This is a genomic window from Clostridium bornimense (assembly GCF_018917145.1).
GTDB lineage: Bacteria > Bacillota > Clostridia > Clostridiales > Clostridiaceae > Clostridium_AN > Clostridium_AN bornimense_A.
The window spans coordinates 48,339-67,727 of record NZ_JAHLOD010000003.1; the positions used below are offsets into that span (position 1 = coordinate 48,339).

Consider the following 19,389-nt stretch of genomic DNA (forward strand, 5'->3'; position numbering starts at 1 on the left):
TCTATTTTGATGAAAAAATTGCCACACTCTGATCATACTCCTTTGTGCAAGAACCCTTTTTTAGATAAAGTATAATTTAATTGAAAAAAATCAGAAAACATAGTAAAATATTTATATAATTTGAATTAATTTCACTTAAATATGTTGATGTATAATTCTATTTATTATCTATGTTGCTATAAAAAATTCATTTGATTAAAAGAAGCCTAAGTACTAGTTATCTTTGTAGAATAATCTTAAAAAGAAGGTGTTATTATTTAATTTACAAAGGTTTGTTATCAATTATGTAAACGTTATAATAGCGAAATGAGGGGAAGGGTATGGGAAAGTTATCAAAAAGATTGACTAGTTTAGTTACTACTGTTATTTTGACAACTACTATAATCTGTGGAGATATAAGAATAAGTCCGCAAGTTAAAGTAAAAGGTGCTACAACTTATACAAATGAATATGGTTTAGCAAAGAAAACAGAGGATGGAGTTATCTTACATGCATTTACTTGGAGATTTACTACTATAAAAAATAAAATGAAAGAGATAGCTGAAAGTGGTTTTTCAGCAGTACAGGTTTCGCCGGTGCAAAAGTGTTCAACTTCACCAGGACAAAATGTTTGGGAATGGGTTTTTACTTATCGTCCAACTGGTTATTCAATTGGTAATCATATTGTTGGTACAGAAGAAGAGTTTAAAGCTATGTGTAAGGAAGCTGATAAGTATGGAATAAAGATAATAGTAGATGTTGTTGCAAATCATTTAATAAGAGACAATGAGACAGATCCAGCTTTACGAGATAATAATGAATATTATCATAATGCTGGAGTGATAAATGGTGGAGACTATAATAATAATAGGTGGAAGGTAACTCATGGTGATTTGGCTATTGATTTGCCAGATTTAAATACTGGTCATAAGGATGTTCAAAAGAAGGTTATAGAATTTTTAAATAATTGTATTGATGATGGTGCTGATGGATTTAGATTTGACATGGCAAAACATATAGAACTTCCAAATGATCAAGGTGGAAGTGATTTTTGGCCTACAATTTTAGATGCGATTTACAAGAAGAAATCAGATGCATTTGTTTATGGAGAAGTGCTTCAAGATGCTACATCTAATTATGGAGAATATAATAAAATTATGTTTACAGGTGCAGATGCTTATTCACGTAATCTTAGAGATAAAGTTATTAGTAATAATAATATAGGAAATGTTAATGGAATTCTTGATTATAGCTGCGATGGGGGAAATCCTAGCAAATTAGTAACTTATATAGAAACCCATGATCATTTTGCTAATGATACAGGGGGATCTCCTAACATATATGGAGGAACTAGAGGATTTAATAATTGGCAAATGGAAAAAGGTTATACAATAGTGGCATCAAGACAAAAGGGAACACCACTATTTTTTGATAGACCAGCATTCACAGGAATGGTGGATAGAACAGCAAAGTGGCCTGGTACTTATGGATTAGCCGGACCAATGGGAGTATCACAAAATATGTGGAAAGATGCTGAAGTAATAGCAACTAATAAGTTTCACAATGCTATGATTGGAGAACAAGAGCATATTGAATCAATAAATAATAATACTGTATTAATAAAACGTGGTAACAAAGGTGTAGCAATAATAAATATGGACGGTGGAGCTGATGTAAATGTTAAGGTAGGTTTGCCAGATGGAAAATATAAAGATTTAGGCACTAGTGGTGGTACATTTGAGGTTTCTGGTGGCATGTTAAAAGGTAAAGTGCAAAGTGGGAAAACTGCTTTTATATATAAAGAAGAAGCCATAGTAAAAATACCTACACCAACAATTTCTATGGAAGGCGGAAGTTTTATAGATTCATTGGAATTAACTTTGGGATATACTAATGCTACATCTGGTACTTATAGTATTGATGGTGGATCTAATGTGACTTATTCTAATGGTGAAAAAATAAAAATTGGTGAAAACAATAAAATTGGAGATAAGATAAAAGTTACATTAACAGCTACAGATGGAGTGAAAACTTCAGATCCAGTAACTTATGTATTTAGAAAAAAGGATCCCAATGAGAGAAATATAGCATATATGGAAAAGCCATCATCATGGCAAAATGCATATGCTTATGTTTATAATGATGATCCTACAGCAACTACAGTAAAAGAAAATGCAAAGTGGCCAGGATTACCTATGACAAAAGGTGATGATGGAATATATTACTATGAGATGCCTGAAGATTATAATAATGCAAGAATAATATTTACTGATGGAACTAAAGAAGGTAATAAATATCCAACAGGAATAGATACTCCAGGATTAATAGTTGAAGGATCTATGATTTATAAAGATGGATTATGGGGGCCATATGATAATCCAAATAAGAAACCAACAGTTTCTATATCAAAACCTGGAGGAGAATTTATCGATAAGCTAACATTAACATTAGGATATACTAATGCTACATCAGCTGTGTATTATATAGATGGTGTAAAGCAAGGAACTTATACTGATGGAGAAAAAATTACTATAGGTGAAAAAAATAAAATTGGAGATATAATAAAGGTTAAATTAGTTGCAACAAATGGAGAAAAGAAGGCTGAAGAAGAGTATAGCTTTAAGAAAGTAAAGGAAGATGAAGAACTTTCTTTAGATAGTATAACTACTGATTTGAAGTCTCCACAATTGGAAAATAGCAAAATTAAGATAACTGCTAATGCATCAGGGGGTGTTGGTAATCTCCTTTATAAATTTGATATTAATGACAAAGAAGTTCAAGGATATTCTAGCAAAAATACTTATACATGGAATCCGAAAACTAAAGGGGATTATAAGATTAAGGTTATAGTAAAAGATGAAGATGGAAATAAAAATTATAAATATATTACTTATACTATAAAAGAGAAAAATATTAGTTTATCAGTAGATAGTTTTTCTGTAAATCCTAAATCTGTAAGGGTAGGAGAAACAGTGAAATTATCAGCGAATGCATCTGGAGGAAGTGGAACAATACAGTATAAGTTTGTAGCGAAAAAAGGTAACAATGAAACAATAATAAAAAATTACTCAACAACTAAAACTGTGACATGGACACCATCAGTAGCAGGAGAATATGAATTGTTAGTTTATGCTAAGGATAGTGAAGGCAATAGTGATTCTGCTACTACATCATGTACAGTAGAAGAATCAAGTGAAGAAGTAGTTATAACAACAGATAAAACATCACCACAAGTAACTGGAACAGCAATAAAGATAACTGCTAAGACAAAAAATATTAGTAATCCTAAATATATGATTTCAATATTTTCATATTCTGATGGATGGACAACAGTAAAGAAATATTCAACATCAAATGAGTATGTATGGACACCAAAAAAATCAGGAAAATATAAGATAGAAGTAGCTGTGATGGATGCTAAGGGAAAAGAGATATTTAAGAGATTAAACTATGAAGTTGCAGAAAAAGTTAAAAGGATTGAGGAGAATAATAGTAATATAAAATATATAGGAAAATGGTCAACAAGCAGAAATAAGAATCACAGTGATGGAGCGGTAAAGATATCGAATACCACAGGAAGTAGTGCAGAATTTAAGTTTACAGGAACAGGAATAAAGCTATTAGCATCAAAGTATAAAGATAGGGGTATAGCAAAGGTAATCATAGATGGAGAAAGTTACTCAGTAGATATATATAGTTCAAAAGCAATGTATAAGAATGTAGTATTTCAAAAGAAAGGATTAAAGTCTGGAACTCATAGTATAAAGGTTGAATATACAGGTATGAGAGATTCAAAATCAACAGGAAATCTTATAATAATAGATGCTTTTGACATAGTAGATGGAAATATAGTTGAGAAACCATCAAACAGAGTAGAGGAAAGTAATAGTAAAATAAAGTATTCTGGAAAATGGTCATTAAGCAGAAATAAAAATCATAGTAATGGAGCAGTAAATGTAGCAAAGTCTTCAGGGTGTAGTGCAGAGTTTAAATTTACAGGAACAGGAATAAAACTATTAGCATCAACATATAAAGATAGAGGTATAGCAAAAGTAACTATTGATGGAGTAAGTTATTCAGTAGATATGTATAGTGCAAAAGCAATATATAAAAATGTAGTATTTCAAAAGAATGGGTTAAAGTCTGGAACCCACACTATAAAAGTAGAATACACAGGGATGAGAGATTCAAAATCAACAGGAAACCTAATAATAATAGATGCATTTGATATAGTTGAAGGTAATATAATTTAAAAAATAAAACTGGCGCATTATTTTGAGCCAGTTTTATTTTTATCATTTTCTTTATATGAAGGACATTTAGAGGAGCAATTGCTACAATTACATCCTGATTTACTTTTTTTTATATTAGAGTAAAGGATATATACTGCTAATAAAACTATTAAACCACCAATCAATATTTCCATAAGAGTGCCTCCTTAAAATATTGCAGATCCTATATTAAAAATTATAAAGCTTGCAATCCAAGCTACTACAAATTGAAATACAACTGAAAATGCAGCAAATTTACCACCAAATTCTTTTTTCATTGCACCAATTACAGATATACAAGGAGTATAAAGTAGTACAAATACTAAGAATGAGTAGGCTGAAATAGTGGTAAAGTGTGATGGTAGGACACTAGATAATGATTGCCCAGAGCCATAAATTACCCCCATTGTACCTAAAATTACTTCTTTTGCCATTACTCCAGTTATAAGAGAAACAGAACTTTGCCAATCTCCAAATCCAAGAGGCGCAAAAATAGGAGAAATAAATTTTCCTATATGAGCAAGGAATGAATTATTGATATTATCATTGCTTATATATCCTGTAAAATTAAATGAAGATAGAACCCAAATTAAAACAGACATTGAGAAAATTAGTGTTCCAGCTTTTTTAATAAATCCAGAAGCTTTATCTAAAGTATTACGACAAAGATTTTTTATGTTTGGAATTTGATATCTAGGTATTTCAATAACCAATGGTTCATCATCATTTCTAAATGAAGTTTTAGAAAGTAAAATTCCCATTAAAAATGCTACAAATATACCTAGTAAGTATAATGAAAATATAATTTCTGTTTCATAACCAAAGAAAAATACACTAGCAAACAATGTATAAACTGGTAAACGTGCATTACAACTTATAAATGGCACTAAAAGTGCAGAAAGTTTTCTGTCTTTATCACTTTCAAGAGTTCTAGAAGACATTACAGCAGGAACAGAACATCCGAATCCTATTATAAAAGGTATAAATGCTTTACCTGATAGTCCCATACTTCTCATTAACTTATCCATTATAAAAGCAGTTCTTGCCATGTATCCGCTATCTTCCAAAGCTGATATTCCTAAAAATAAGCAAAGGATAACAGGGAAAAATACAATAACTTGTCCAACACCGCTGATTATTCCATCTATTATAAGTGAAGAAAACCAAGGTGAAGTATTTGACAATTCTTTGGAAAGGTATGGAGTAAGATAGTTATCCATAAGATTTCCAAGAAGGTCAGATAAAGGTTGTCCTACCCATGAAAAAGTAAATTTGAAAATTAAAAATAAAAGCAAAAAGAATATTGGAAAAGCTAGAAATCTATTTAGTACAATAGAATCTAATATTTTACTCCATTTATCTGAATCACTACGTCCTTCAGAAATAGTGGATGCTTTTAAAGTATTATCTATATAGTTGTAAGCTTCAGCTTCTGATGCAAAATAATATTTAGATGAAATAGTTAGTTTGCTAAGGTTTTTAGATTCAAGAAATTCTATAACTTTATCTAAAGTTTTTGTGTTAGTAGCTGAAATAGGGATTATTGGCAAACCTAAATTGGCTTCTAATTTTTTTAAGTCATAATTTATCCCTTTTTCTTTTGCTATGTCCATCATGTTTAATAGTAAAACTATAGGTTTATTAAATCTTTCTAATTCTGTAGTAAGATATAGGTTTCTTGATAAGTTTGATGCATCAACAATATTTAAAATTACATCGACATCTTCTGTTTCAAGAAAAGTTTTAGCAACCTTTTCTTCATTAGAATACGTATCCATTGCATAAATTCCTGGTAAGTCTACAATTTTAATGTTTTTATTTAAAAATCCTTCTTTTTTCTCTACGGTTACCCCCGCCCAGTTACCAACTTTATAATTGGAACCAGTTAATGTATTAAACAAAGTAGTTTTTCCGACGTTAGGATTACCGATTAGTGCGGCTGTTAACATTTTATGCCTCCTTGATGAATATATTTTTTGCATCTTTTTTTCGTAAAGCTAAATCAAATCCTCTAAAGTTTACTATTATTGGATCACCTAGAGGTGCTTTTCTTTTAACCTTTATTTCAGTACCTTCTAGACATCCTAGAGCTTTTAGTCTTTTTACTAATTTTTCTTCACAGTCTATTTTGGTTATTAAGGCTGATTGTTCTAGTCTTAAATCTGTTAAGCGCATATACTCCTCCTAATTTTAAATTTATGAAAAATATATAATAATATGAATAATAGAATGATATTAATTATAAAAATTATTTTAAATTGAATATGTTTATCAATAATATTATATGTAGGATAAGTAAAATTTGCAATGCTATGAAAAAGGGAATGATAAATAAAACTGTTGACAATAGTATAACAACGAAATATAATAGAAATACCATAATGAAATACTAACTTATCAAGAGAGGCGGAGGGATTGGCCCAATGAAGCCCGGCAACCTGAGAAATTAAGGTGCTAAATCCAACAGTTTTAGACTGAAAGATGAGGAATAACGTGTATAAACTCGAGTTTTCCTCGAGTTTTATTTTTTTTATTAAAAATGTTGACATTAATATATTAGTAGTAAAAAAACATAGTATATCAATAGGAAATAAGTATAATGTAACAGGAGGAGTATAATGATTGAAATAAAAAACTTATCTAAGAGTTTCGGTGATGTATCAGTTTTAAAAGATATTAATTTAACTATAGATAAAGGTGAAATATATGGATTAGTTGGACAAAGTGGTGCGGGAAAATCAACATTGCTAAGATGTATAAATAGACTTGAGACATATAATGATGGATCGTTAAAAGTTGAAGGAAAAGAAGTTAAAGAATTTTCAGAGAAAGAAATAAGAAATTTTAGAAAAAATTTAGGAATGATCTTTCAACATTTTTCATTATTAGAGAGAAAGACAGTATATGAAAACATTGCACTTCCAATGGAGTGTTGGGGATATCCTAAAAATAAGATAGAAGATAGAGTAAATGAATTATTAAAAATAGTAAATTTAGAAGAAAAAAAGAAGTCAAAACCAAGAGAATTAAGTGGGGGACAGAAGCAAAGAGTTGCAATAGCTAGGGCATTAGCATTAGAACCAAGTGTGTTACTTTGTGATGAGGCTACATCAGCATTAGATCCTAGAACAACAAAATCTATATTAAAGCTATTAAGAGAAATAAATGAAAAGTTAGGCATAACAATAGTGATTGTTACTCATCAAATGGAAGTTGTAAGAGAAGTTTGCAATAAAGTTGCTATTTTAGAAAAAGGTGAAATAGCTGCAGAAGGACATGTTGAAGAGTTATTTTTACATCAACCTAAAGCTTTAAAGAGTTTATTAGGGGAAGCAGAAGATGAATTGTTACCAGAAGAAGGCACTAATATAAGAATAGTATTTCCAAAGGAAAGTTCTGAAGGATCAGTTATAACATCAATGGCAAGAGAATTAGATATAGATTTTTCTATAGTTGGAGGTAAACTAGAAAAGTTTAGAGATGATGTATTAGGTGCTTTAATAATTAATATTGATGAAGATAATATTAGTAGAGTTAAAGATTATTTAGATAGTAAGAAAGTTGTATGGGAGGTAATAACTAATGACAGATAATTTTCCATTATTTTTACAACAAATATTGTTACCAGCGCTAAAAGATACATTATATATGGTTGTAACATCAACAATATTGGCATCGATAATAGGTTTTATACTTGCAATAATATTATTTGTTACTGATAAAGATGGATTAAGACCCAATAAATATATATATAAGATTTTAGACATAATAATCAATGTATTAAGAAGTTTTCCTTTTATAATATTGATAGTAGCAATAATACCTTTTACAAGATTTATAGTTGGTAAAAGTATTGGTGAGACAGCAGCTATTGTTCCTTTAACTATAGCAGCAGCGCCATTTATAGCAAGAATAATTGAATCAGCACTGAAAGAAGTGGACAAAGGTCTTATAGAAGCAGCTAAATCTTTTGGAGCATCTAATATGCAAATTATATTTAAGGTTGTTGTAAAAGAAGCAATGCCATCAATAGTATCTGGAATAACACTTTCTATAATATCAATAATTGGATATTCAGCCATGGCAGGAGCTGTAGGTGCCAATGGTTTAGGTAAAGTTGCCATAACATATGGTTACACTAGATTTGATAATAAAGTAATGTTCTATACCGTTGTATTATTAATAATAGTTGTACAATTAATACAAACAGTGGGGAATGTTTTATATAAAAAATTGAAATAATAAAACTATAGGAAAAAGGAGAGATTGAATTATGAAATTTAAAAAACTAATAGCATTATCATTAACAGCAATAGTGGGGTTATCATTAACAGCTTGTGGAAGTGATAAAAAGGCAGAAGACAATGGGAATAAAACTAAGATTGTTGTAGGAGCTTCACCAGTTCCACATGCAGAAATTTTGGAAGAAGCAAAATCAATATTAAAAGACAAAGGATATGATTTAGAAATTAAAACTTTTGATGATTATGTATTACCAAATACAGCTACAGAAGAAGGAAGTTTAGATGCTAATTTCTTTCAACATGCACCATATTTAGAAACATTCAATAAAGAACAAAACACACATTTAGTAGCAGGAGCTAAAATACACATAGAGCCAATGGGAGCATATTCAAAAAAGATAAAAGATATATCAGAACTTAAAGATGGTGCTACTGTATCTATACCTAATGATGGATCTAACGGTGCAAGAGCATTAAAATTATTAGAAGCTAAGGGACTTATTAAGCTTAAAGATAAAGAGATTCCTTCTGTATTAGACATAAAAGAAAATCCTAAGAATTTAAAAATAACTGAAATGCAAGCAGAACAATTACCAGTTTCACTTGATGATGTGGATTTATCAATTATAAATACTAACTTTGCAATTCAAGGAAATTTAAATCCACTAAAGGATGCTTTATTTATTGAAGGTAGTGATTCTCCATATGCTAATATTTTAGTTACAAAGGAAGGTAATGAAAATACTGAATGGTTTAAAGCATTAGAAGAAGCATTAACTTCAGACAAAATTAAGACTTTTATAGAAGAAAAGTACAACGGAAGTATTGTACCAGTATTTTAATAAGAATTTATAATATAGAGCTGCCGTAATAACGAATAAATTTCGTAAGCGGTAGCTTTTTTATTGGCAGAGAAGTGATTCGGTACAGGGAAGAAGTATTTAATATTTAGTAGTATTTAATTTTTATGAATATAGATATATAATACTATAGGAGAATTTATTAAGTTTACTTGAGAAAGTTAGATGGACTAAAACAAAAGGTGAGTTATAAAGAATTGGTTATATATAGTGATTAAATAATATTTTAAAATATCAATAAATTTAAAGCAGTGAAGAGACTAAGACAATGTTCTTACAAATATGAGATTAATAAAAATGGAAAGGAGTATGTCAAAACCAGGAACATTGCAAACTTGAAAAGCGAATAAAACTTATTCATAGTAAATTATCTAATTCAAGTATTAATTATAGTAAATATAAATTAATAATTGCAATTTTAAAAGATATTGTTAATGTGTAGAATGTAAAGTACTATACTTTTGGAGTATCAAAGAAACTAAAGTAGATTTCTAAAGATAGAATAGGACACGTTGAATAAGGAATAAAACAAGCTTTATAAAGTTTTATAAGGTTTTGACAACGGTGAATAGATGCTAGTAAGAGAGACGGTAATTCCTATTGATGATATAAATGAACAGTTATTGTTAGAAGTTAATGGTAAAAAAGATTTATATAAAAAATCAATATATTTAGATTTAGAGCATTATGTATATAGAATTCCTATATGTGTTGGAGTTTTTGGAATAGGATATTTAGATGAAGAAGACAAAGTATTTAGAGTTGTGCAGTATATGCTTGAAAACAGAGAAGATGTAAGAGAAGTATTGTATAAAGGTAAAGAATTATTAAGAAAGTTAAAAACAACATATGGAAAAAGCTATATTACTACTTTTTCAGGAAATAATGATTTTACAGTAATAAGATATTTATTTAAGAAGTATAAAATAGACATGGATGTAAATAAAGAATTTATTTCAATAGATATTCAAGAAGAATATAAGAAAGTTAAAAATGAAGTTATAGGACTAAAAAATCTAGAAAAGATTTTTAACATAGATAGAGATGGTGAAGTTATTTCGGGAAATACTTTAGCTAAAACTATAGGCAAGATGTTTCATGATAGAGAGTATTGTTATAGGATACCGAGAGAAAAAATAGATAAAATCTTAGTTTATAATGAAAAAGATGTGTATAATTTATTTCTGATAAATATTTTATGGAATAAGTTCATAAATGATTAATAATAATATATAGTTGGTAGTTTATTAGTGTTTAAGAGTTTTTTAGCTATCAACTATATAGTATTAATAACGATAATATTTTCAGAAAAATTCCATATATTATTGACATAAAACGATGTAAAACATATAATTATATTATAGAGATAAAAGATAATATAGGAGGTGTAGTTATGATAATTGCTATTTTAGTAACATTATATTTAGCTATAATATTAGTGTCATTATATATGTTCATTTTGAAAACGATTAGAGTGGCGAAGTATGGAAAAGGTGTTTTCAAATTGAACTCAACAAAGTGTAAAAAGGATATAAAAGCTAAAAAAGAATTTTTAGTTCCTGTAGCGCCATTTTTAGAAGATGATAAAGTATATCTTCCACTAACAGTTGTAGCAAGATTAATTGGAATTAAAAATATAACTGAAAGCGAAGATTATAAATTAATAATAAAGTTTTCAGGTAAAAATATTAAAGTAGATAAAGACAATATCGTAACTCTCTCAAACGGGTATAATAATAGAAAAAGGTTTTCTGATGTTCAAGTAAGAAATAATCATGTTATGATAGAAAGTAGAATTTTAAGAGATTTATTTGGAATACATGTTGAGATAGTTAATGATAATGTAATTTTGAGATAATTAAAAGTCCAGTAATGGACTTTTTTTTTATGTCTTCTCATATGAATATATAAAGGAGGAGATAATATGTTTTTTCAGCAATCTTTAATAGGAGTGTTTATATGCATATTTATTATGATATTGGCTATAAGTTATATAGTAATGGCTATTTTGGTAAGAAAGGTATATTTTAAAGCAATAGAAGATATTAATATTAGAAAATCGAAAGGAGAACCAGGAAATTCTATATTGGTAAAAGAAACTATTAATACTTTTAATGAATATTTAAAAAATGGAATAAGAAATATAAATACTGAAGCTTTAATAGATGAAAAAATACCTACAAGAGTTTGCAATATGGAAAATTATATGAAGTATATAATATCTACAGTAATTGTTTTAGGGTTATTAGGTACATTTATGGGATTAACAGGTTCTATAGGTTCAATACATAAAGTAATAGATAATATAATAACAGAAGGCGGAAATATAGATGAGTTTCTAAGTGGAATTTCTATACCATTAAGTTCAATGTCAACGGCATTTTTTACTTCAATAACAGGTATATTATCTTCAATATTATTAAGAGCAATAGCAATAGCTACATATATACCAAGTAGAGAAAAATATTATACCATTATGGAGAATTATTTAGATAATATATTATTAGCTGAAAGAGATTCTGATTTTGAAAGGTTATTATTAAACTTAACTAAAAATATGAATACAGCTATGAGAAACATGTGTGATAACATAAGTGGAACATTTGAAAGAGAACTTCAATCATTAACTAGACCAATTAATGATTTTAAAAAATCTGTGGATGCATTAAGAAGAATTAGTGAAAAAAATGAAATTGCTACAAGAAATCTAAGTTCCAATATAGATAAATATTCTACAGCTATTGAAAGCCAACGATTAAATAAATTTATGGATGATATGTATAGGTTGGTGGGTGATATAGATGAGAAAAATAAGAAGTAAAAAAGATATAGAATTTAATTATTGGCCATCATTTGTTGATGTAATGAGTTCTATAGCTTTAGTGTGCATATTTATGATGATAATTTTTACTACATTAATTTATGGAAAGTATAGTAACTTAAAAAATACATATGGCAAATTTGATGATATAGGGAAAAATAGGGCATTATTATATGAAAAAATAGAGAGTGAATTAAAGCCACAATTAGGGGAATATATCACTTTTGATAAAAATAATGGAGTAATAGAAATAAATACGGAGATACTTTTTGATGTAGATTCTTATGAATTAACCGATAAGGGAAAAGATTTATCAAGATTATTAGGAAATGTATTAATAGAATTTTTATCTAACGATAAGTATAAAGATAAAATAGATTCAATTGAAGTTATAGGACATACTGATAATACATATACGGGAGAATATAATAGGTTTTTATCTACAGATAGAGCATGTGCATTTGTAAATGAAATGTTATCAAGTCAAGATGAGAATAAGTATGGGAAGTATTTCAAGGCATCAGGGATGAGCAAGTTTTTACCTAAGGCTGGTACAGTAGAAAATCAGACAACAGAAGAAGAAGATCTTAATAGAAGAATTGAAGTAGCTATAAATTTCAATGATAGTGATATAGAAGAGTCAATTAGAACATTCTTTTCTAAGAATAATAAGTATTAATATATTAAGGCACAGGTATATGTCTGGGCACAAGGCACAGTTGTGGATGATGCTGTCGCACAAAGAAGCTAGAGATCAAGAGTGTGGCAGTTTTATATACGCACTCGATATATCTATAAACATAACTTGTGCCCTGTGCCATCTAACATGTGATCTAGTAAAAGGAGGTATCGCTAACAACTTTTTAGTTGTTAATGCGACACCTCCAATTTTATCTTTTAAATTTATTTTGTGTATTAATAATATATTTTGATTGAGTATTATTCTTTTTTCTTTTCTTAAGTAAATATATGATACTTACAATTGATATTATAAGAAGTATAATTAAAATCATTACGCTATATTTTATTATCTTAAACCACTTATAGTAAGATTGATTTTCACTTAAAATAGTTTTCTTGTAAACAGATGAATACACAGGAATTTCTATAGTGTTTTCTTTTTCTTTAATAGTAATTGATCCGACAGGATCAGTATTATTCTTTCTAAAAACATCAGCTTTAACGTTATATTCAATCTTGGTATTTTTTTCGTTAAAGTCATTGTCATATATCTTTACATTATCTTTTATATAAAGATCAACATTTTTTGTTTTTTCAGGGCCAAAAGTTTTAAAAACTTTATAGTTTACATCTATAGATCCAACAGATGCATTTTTAGTAAATTCTACAGAATCGTTACTGTTGAATTTATGACCAGAGTAGATAGATTTTTTTGCAGCGTAAGAATAATCTATAATAGACTTCATATCTGCAAAAGAATCTTCAGAAGAAGGAGCGAAAAGGACTACCCCCAGCATCTTTCTATTATCTCTTTCAAATAATGATGTTAAACATCTGCCTGCTTTATCAGTAAAACCTGTTTTACTAGCAATGCATGTACTATCTGTTAATTCAGGAAAATCTCCATTTATAAATCTATTAGTATTTCGTAAATCCACTTCACCATTTCCAAAGTCATGCTTGTAATGTGGTGTTTTAGATACAGCAAGAATTTCAGGAACAGTATAGGCTTTTCTTGCTAATAAAGATATATCATAAGCAGTAGTTTGATGTTCTGAAGTATTAGTATCTAAGCCACTAGCTGATACAAAGTGGGTATTTTCCATATGAAGTTCTTTTGCTTTTTTATTCATCATCTCTACAAACTTTGAAGTGTCACCATTAGATACAGTTGGAATATTTGTAGCAATAGTTTCAGCTATATCATTAGTGGAAGCTATTAAAATACAGTTCAAGGCTTCCTCCGCTGTTAATTTTTGACCCACAGTTAAATGAGTATATTCATATAAAGCAGAAGGTTCTTGCATCAATGTATAAGGTTCTATTTCTATAGTGTCTGTTGGTGCTTTATTTTCTGTTAAAAGTAAAGCTGTCATAAGTTTTGTTATAGAAGCAGGAAAGGCTTTCTCTTCAGCATTTTTAGAATAAATTATATCTCCAGTTTCTACATCCACTACAATAGCATATTTACTAGATATTTCAGGATAATCTACAGTATTTGCTTTTACATGTATAGGATTCAATATTGTAGTAGATACTAATAGAACTGATAATAATATACTTTTTATTTTCATAATTGTAATCACCTTTTTTATATTAATTGCTATTATAAAGTATATCATTTACAAAGAATATACTCAATTACTAGTTAAATGATTAAAAATATTTGAATTTTCAGAAAAGTCTTTAAATTCAAATAACAATTTGGTAAAATATTACTGTGAACGTGTCCAGCGCAAAGTTAATTGTTAACAGAAATTTATAAAATATAACATCAAGTAAGGAAAAAATTATACGAAAATTTTATCAAGTAATATTTATTGGAAAAGAAAAAATATATATGGATACTATGTTATTAATTGTAATGGATTAGTAGTGAAAGATTTAAAAGTGATAAGATACCAGTATAAATAGACTTAGAAATTAAGGGATTGGAAATATCATCAGCTATATTTCTAAACCTTATAAAATATAAATAAAAAAGAGAAAACGTAGGTTACAACGTGAGATATGTAAAAAGTATCTAATAAATAAGAAGGGAGATAGTTGCTGCAAAACAAGTAACATTATAAAAGCTTTAATATAGTTTTATGAACTTTTATAAGTTTTCAGTGATGATTAATATGATGGAAAGAACTTTAGCATTAGTAAAACCAGATGGGGTAGAAAGATGTTTAATAGGGGAAGTAATTGCTCATTATGAAAGAAAAGGACTTCATATAGCAGATATCAAAATGGTTGTACCAACTAGAGAATTAGTAGAAGAACATTATAAAGAACATAAAGGAAAAGACTTTTTTAACGAGTTAGTGGATTATTTAGCAGGAAACAATGTAGTAGCAATGATAGTAGAAGGAACTAACGCTGTAAATGTAGTAAGAAAAGTTAATGGTAATAAAAATCCACTAGAAGCAGACCTTGGAAGTATAAGAGGAAAATATGCTTTTGAAACTACTAAAAACTTAGTTCATGCATCCGATTGTATTGAGACAGCTAAAAGAGAAATAGCTTTATGGTTTAAATAAAATAGTAGTGGGGAAAATACTATAATTTTTATAGAGGGTATCGTAATAATAAATGAAAATTTGTTAACGGTACCTTTTTTGTATATACCTTATTGTATAATTTTGATTTTAAATATTAAATTCTAATAGATTCTGCAGGAATTTCCTACAAAACTGTGAATAATACACTGATAGTAATATCTTTATATACATATAGATTGATAAAATGTAAAAAAATTCTTGACTTAAATGTAAAAAGAAGGTACAATCATATTAAACAAATAGGAAAAGTAAGAATGAGGTGAGGACACTGAAGATTTCAACAAAAGGAATATATGGATTAAAGGCTTTAGTTGATTTAGCAATATATTCAAAAGAGGATATCGTGACATTAAAGAGTATCAGTGAGAGACAAAATATTTCTGAAAGATATTTAGAACAAATTTTTTCATTGCTTAGAAAAAGCAAAATAATAGTAGGAAAAAAAGGATCACAAGGTGGATATTCTTTAGATGTAAATCCAGAGGATACAACGATATATACAGTACTTAAAGCATTAGAAGGAGACTTTTTACAAATGTCTTCAGTAGAAAGTGATGATAAATTAGATAAAGTTCTTGAGGAATTAGTATGGAATAAATTAGATGAATCTATAACTAATTTTTTATGTAGTGTTACATTACAAGATTTAATAGATGAATATAAAGAGGATGAAAAAGATCCATTTATGTATTATATATAATTTTTTTAAACAGAATACCTAGTAAGACGATAGAAATAGTAAGGAGTGAATAAAAATGAAAATTGCTAAAAATTATATTGAATTAGTGGGAAAGACACCTTTATTAGAGTTAGGAAAGTACTCAAAAAATAATAAGTTGAATGGAAAGATTATCGCTAAATTAGAAGAATATAATCCAACTGGAAGTGTAAAAGACAGAATAGCATTAGCTATGGTGGAAGATGCTGAAAAGAAAGGATTATTAAAAGAAGATTCAGTAATAATTGAACCAACATCAGGTAACACAGGAATTGGACTAGCTTTTGTTGGAGCTGTTAAAGGATATAGAGTTATATTAACTATGCCAGAAACAATGAGTGTAGAAAGAAGAAAAATACTAAAGGCTTATGGAGCAGAATTAGTATTAACTCCCGGTAGTGAAGGAATGAAAGGAGCAATAAAGAAAGCTGAAGAACTAGGAAAAGAGATTCCCAATGCTTTTATACCACAACAATTCACAAATCCGTCCAATCCAGAGTATCATAAAAAGACTACAGGAGTTGAAATTTGGGAAGATACTGATGGAAAAGTTGATGTTGTAATAGCTGGAGTAGGTACTGGTGGAACTATTTCAGGAATAGGGGAGTATTTGAAAAGTAAAAATCCAAATGTAAAAGTTATTGCTGTAGAGCCTAAGGATTCACCAGTATTATCAGGTGGTAAACCGGGATCACATAAGATACAAGGAATAGGAGCTGGATTTGTTCCAGATAATTTTTATAAAGATGTTATAGATGAGATAATACAAGTATCAAATGAAGATGCATTTAAAACTGTAAAAGAATTAGCAAAAACAGAAGGAGTTTTAGCAGGAATATCTTCAGGAGCAGCTGTATATGCAGCAAAACTTGTAGCTGAAAGAGAATTAGGAAAAAATATTGTTGTAATTTTACCAGATACAGGACTTAGATATCTTTCTACACCTGTATTCGATGAAGTATAATATTTTTCAAAAAAAGTTGTTGACAAATTAAGTACTAGGAATATAATGTAATTAAGATAAACGAAACAAATCTATGAGTAAGAGGAGTAGATTAAGAATTAATTTTTAGAGAGTCGATGGTTGGTGTAAATCGATAATTAATCTTTATTGAATGGACTTACGAGAGGAAACTGAAATTTTCTAGATGAAAAGAGTAGGGGACACGGCTTCCACCGTTAACAGGATAGGATATGTTAGTATCTAAAAAGAGATATGAATATGCAAAGGCATATTTGTAATAGAGGTGGCACCGCGATTTCAAGCCCTCTACGCTTAGGCGTAGAGGGCTTTTGTTTTTTTAAGAAAAGGAGGTAAGAAAATGAATATAGAAGTTTTGTATTTAGGTGAAGATAAGAAGTTGTCATATAAGTTACTAAATGGTGATGAAGAAACACCAATAACATTATTTAAGAGACTTAAGGGACAAAACAAAGTGATACTTGAAAGTGCACTAGGAGGAAGATATTCAATACTAGCATCTAATCCTTATAAAAAAGTTAAAAGTTATGGAAATAAAATAGAAATTACGACAAAGAATAAAGTTGAAGTTTTAGAAAAAGATATTTTATCATTTTTAGAAGAAGAGATAGAGTTTGATGTAAAAACTTATGAGAAGTTTCCTTTTCTAGGGGGAGCATTGGGGTATATTGGTTATGATGAAAAAGCAACTTATGAGAAAGTTAAATTTAATAATCCAGATACACTTGGGGTACCAAAATCATATTTGATGTTTTATGAAAAATTTATTATCTTTGATCATTATTTTAATAATTATTATTTATGCATAGTAACAGATATAAATGAAGATGTGGCAGATGAGGATTTCAGTTTCATTAGTAAGGATAATGTTTATACGGAAAAGAAGTCTATTAGTGAAGAAAATGATTTTACTAGTAATATGACTAAAGATTCATTTAAGAATATGGTAAGTAAGTGCAAAGAATATATAGTTCGTGGTGATGTTTTTCAAGTTGTTCCATCGCAAAGAATAACAAAAAAATATGTAAAAGATGAATTTAGTATATATAGAAAATTAAGAAGAACAAATCCTTCACCATATATGTTTTATATGGATTTTGAAGAATTTAAAATCGTAGGTTCATCACCAGAACGGTTAGTAAAGGTTAGTGATGGGATAGTTAGTACAAATCCTATTGCAGGAACAAGACCAAGAGGAATTAATCCAGAAGAAGATTTGAAACTAGAAGAAGAATTAAAAAATGATGAAAAAGAAAGAGCAGAACATTTAATGTTGGTGGATTTAGGAAGAAATGATATAGGAAAAATATCAGAGATAGGAACTGTAGAAGTAAATAAGTTTATGGTGATAGAAAAATATAAAAGAGTAATGCATTTAGTATCAGAAGTAAAAGGAAAATTAAAAAAAGATATATCAAAGTTAGATGCACTAAAAAGTATTATGCCAGCAGGAACATTAAGTGGAGCACCAAAAGTAAGAGCTATGGAAATTATAGAAGAATTAGAACCATGTGCTAGAAGGATATATGGTGGAGCTATAGGATATTTTTCTAATGGTGGAGATTTTGATACTTGTATAGCAATAAGAACAATTATATTTAAAGATGGACTAGCTCATGTTCAAGGTGGAGCAGGTATTGTTTATGATTCAGATGAAGATAAGGAATATGAGGAATCAGTTAATAAAGCAAGAGCTCTTTTGGAGGTGATTCAATGATTTTGATTATAGATAATTATGATTCATTTACGTATAATGTGTACCAATATGTTGGGGAAATATACAAAGATATTATTGTTAAGAGAAATGATGAAATTACCATCGATGAAATAAAAGCAATGAAGCCAGAAGGAATAATAATTTCTCCGGGACCGAAGAGACCTGAAGATAGTGGAGTTTCATTAGATGTTTTAAGAAATATAAAAAATGTACCTATTTTGGGGATATGCTTAGGACATGAAGCGATAGGTTATGTTCATGGTGGAGAAATTGTAGAAGCAAAAAAAATTATGCATGGAAAAACATCTTTAATTAACCATGATGGAAAAGGATTATTTAAAGGGTTAAATAATCCATTAAGAGTTATGAGATATCATTCTTTAGTAGTTAAGGAAAGCAAATTAGAGGGACTTAACATAACTAGTAGAAGTTTAGATGATAATGAAATAATGTCGGTTGTATCAGAAGATGGAATGATAATGGGGATTCAATTTCATCCGGAATCAATATTTACTGAAGATGGAAAGAAGATAATCAAAAATTTTATAGATATAGTTAGGGGGTAAAGGA

At 28.6% G+C, this 19,389-nt stretch carries 17 protein-coding genes, 1 riboswitch and 1 other annotated feature; of the genes, 13 read left to right on the forward strand and 4 right to left on the reverse strand.

The window, feature by feature from the left end; translation table 11 throughout:
• The first annotated feature begins 320 nt into the window (after positions 1-320).
• Positions 321-4,232 (forward strand): triple tyrosine motif-containing protein, encoded by a 3,912-nt coding sequence (locus tag KQI30_RS01835; RefSeq protein ID WP_216461451.1) that lies wholly within the window; start codon positions 321-323, stop codon positions 4,230-4,232.
• 17 nt (positions 4,233-4,249) lie between these two features.
• Here the strand turns inward: KQI30_RS01835 and KQI30_RS01840 are convergent, their stop codons facing one another.
• Genes KQI30_RS01840 through KQI30_RS01850 form a run of 3 tightly spaced genes read right to left on the reverse strand, consistent with a single transcriptional unit; the run spans position 4,250 to position 6,425 of the window.
• Positions 4,250-4,405: a FeoB-associated Cys-rich membrane protein gene (locus KQI30_RS01840; RefSeq protein ID WP_216461452.1), complete on the reverse strand. Its 156-nt coding sequence runs from the start codon at positions 4,403-4,405 to the stop codon at positions 4,250-4,252.
• A 12-nt stretch (positions 4,406-4,417) separates the two neighbouring features.
• Positions 4,418-6,199, reverse strand: a complete 1,782-nt coding sequence (feoB, locus tag KQI30_RS01845; protein WP_216461453.1) for a ferrous iron transport protein B — start codon at positions 6,197-6,199, stop codon at positions 4,418-4,420.
• Between the two features lies 1 nt (position 6,200).
• Complete coding sequence (locus KQI30_RS01850) at positions 6,201-6,425, reverse strand: FeoA family protein (protein ID WP_216461454.1); 225 nt, start codon at positions 6,423-6,425, stop codon at positions 6,201-6,203.
• 216 nt (positions 6,426-6,641) lie between these two features.
• Positions 6,642-6,738: riboswitch (SAM riboswitch) on the forward strand.
• Positions 6,739-6,868: 130 nt separating this feature from the next.
• Here KQI30_RS01850 and KQI30_RS01855 point away from each other — a divergent pair.
• The 7 genes from KQI30_RS01855 to KQI30_RS01885 all read left to right on the forward strand — a co-directional run bounded on the left by KQI30_RS01855 (position 6,869) and on the right by KQI30_RS01885 (position 12,854).
• Positions 6,869-7,843: a methionine ABC transporter ATP-binding protein gene (locus tag KQI30_RS01855; protein ID WP_216461455.1), complete on the forward strand. Its 975-nt coding sequence runs from the start codon at positions 6,869-6,871 to the stop codon at positions 7,841-7,843.
• Complete coding sequence (locus KQI30_RS01860; protein ID WP_216461456.1) at positions 7,833-8,492, forward strand: methionine ABC transporter permease; 660 nt, start codon at positions 7,833-7,835, stop codon at positions 8,490-8,492. The genes KQI30_RS01855 and KQI30_RS01860 overlap by 11 nt, the downstream gene beginning before the upstream one ends.
• 31 nt (positions 8,493-8,523) lie before the next feature.
• A complete protein-coding gene (locus KQI30_RS01865; protein ID WP_216461457.1) occupies positions 8,524-9,336 on the forward strand; it encodes a MetQ/NlpA family ABC transporter substrate-binding protein in 813 nt (270 codons plus the stop codon).
• Positions 9,337-9,926: 590 nt separating this feature from the next.
• Positions 9,927-10,577 carry a ribonuclease H-like domain-containing protein gene (locus KQI30_RS01870; RefSeq protein WP_216461458.1) on the forward strand — a complete coding sequence of 217 codons (651 nt, stop codon included), beginning with the start codon at positions 9,927-9,929 and terminating at the stop codon, positions 10,575-10,577.
• 170 nt (positions 10,578-10,747) lie between these two features.
• Positions 10,748-11,212: a stalk domain-containing protein gene (locus KQI30_RS01875; RefSeq protein ID WP_216461459.1), complete on the forward strand. Its 465-nt coding sequence runs from the start codon at positions 10,748-10,750 to the stop codon at positions 11,210-11,212.
• A 66-nt stretch (positions 11,213-11,278) separates the two neighbouring features.
• Complete coding sequence (locus KQI30_RS01880; RefSeq protein WP_216461460.1) at positions 11,279-12,175, forward strand: hypothetical protein; 897 nt, start codon at positions 11,279-11,281, stop codon at positions 12,173-12,175.
• Positions 12,156-12,854, forward strand: a complete 699-nt coding sequence (locus KQI30_RS01885) for an OmpA/MotB family protein (RefSeq protein ID WP_216461461.1) — start codon at positions 12,156-12,158, stop codon at positions 12,852-12,854. The genes KQI30_RS01880 and KQI30_RS01885 overlap by 20 nt, the downstream gene beginning before the upstream one ends.
• Positions 12,855-13,065: 211 nt before the next feature.
• On the opposite strand, the gene KQI30_RS01890 is transcribed toward KQI30_RS01885, so the two are convergent.
• Positions 13,066-14,430: a D-alanyl-D-alanine carboxypeptidase family protein gene (locus KQI30_RS01890; RefSeq protein WP_216461462.1), complete on the reverse strand. Its 1,365-nt coding sequence runs from the start codon at positions 14,428-14,430 to the stop codon at positions 13,066-13,068.
• 549 nt (positions 14,431-14,979) lie between these two features.
• On the opposite strand from KQI30_RS01890, the gene ndk reads away from it, so the two are divergent.
• From ndk to KQI30_RS01915, 5 genes are all read left to right on the forward strand, one after another.
• Complete coding sequence (gene ndk, locus KQI30_RS01895) at positions 14,980-15,381, forward strand: nucleoside-diphosphate kinase (RefSeq protein WP_366937091.1); 402 nt, start codon at positions 14,980-14,982, stop codon at positions 15,379-15,381.
• Positions 15,382-15,670: 289 nt separating this feature from the next.
• Positions 15,671-16,102, forward strand: a complete 432-nt coding sequence (locus KQI30_RS01900) for an RrF2 family transcriptional regulator (protein ID WP_216461512.1) — start codon at positions 15,671-15,673, stop codon at positions 16,100-16,102.
• Positions 16,103-16,157: 55 nt separating this feature from the next.
• On the forward strand, positions 16,158-17,084 hold the full coding sequence (cysK, locus tag KQI30_RS01905; RefSeq protein ID WP_216461463.1) for a cysteine synthase A: 927 nt from the start codon (positions 16,158-16,160) through the stop codon (positions 17,082-17,084).
• Positions 17,085-17,148: 64 nt separating this feature from the next.
• Positions 17,149-17,394, forward strand: a binding site (T-box leader).
• 48 nt (positions 17,395-17,442) lie between these two features.
• On the forward strand, positions 17,443-18,819 hold the full coding sequence (gene trpE, locus KQI30_RS01910) for an anthranilate synthase component I (RefSeq protein ID WP_216461464.1): 1,377 nt from the start codon (positions 17,443-17,445) through the stop codon (positions 18,817-18,819).
• Complete coding sequence (locus tag KQI30_RS01915) at positions 18,816-19,385, forward strand: anthranilate synthase component II (protein WP_216461465.1); 570 nt, start codon at positions 18,816-18,818, stop codon at positions 19,383-19,385. The genes trpE and KQI30_RS01915 overlap by 4 nt, the downstream gene beginning before the upstream one ends.
• Positions 19,386-19,389: the final 4 nt, after the last annotated feature.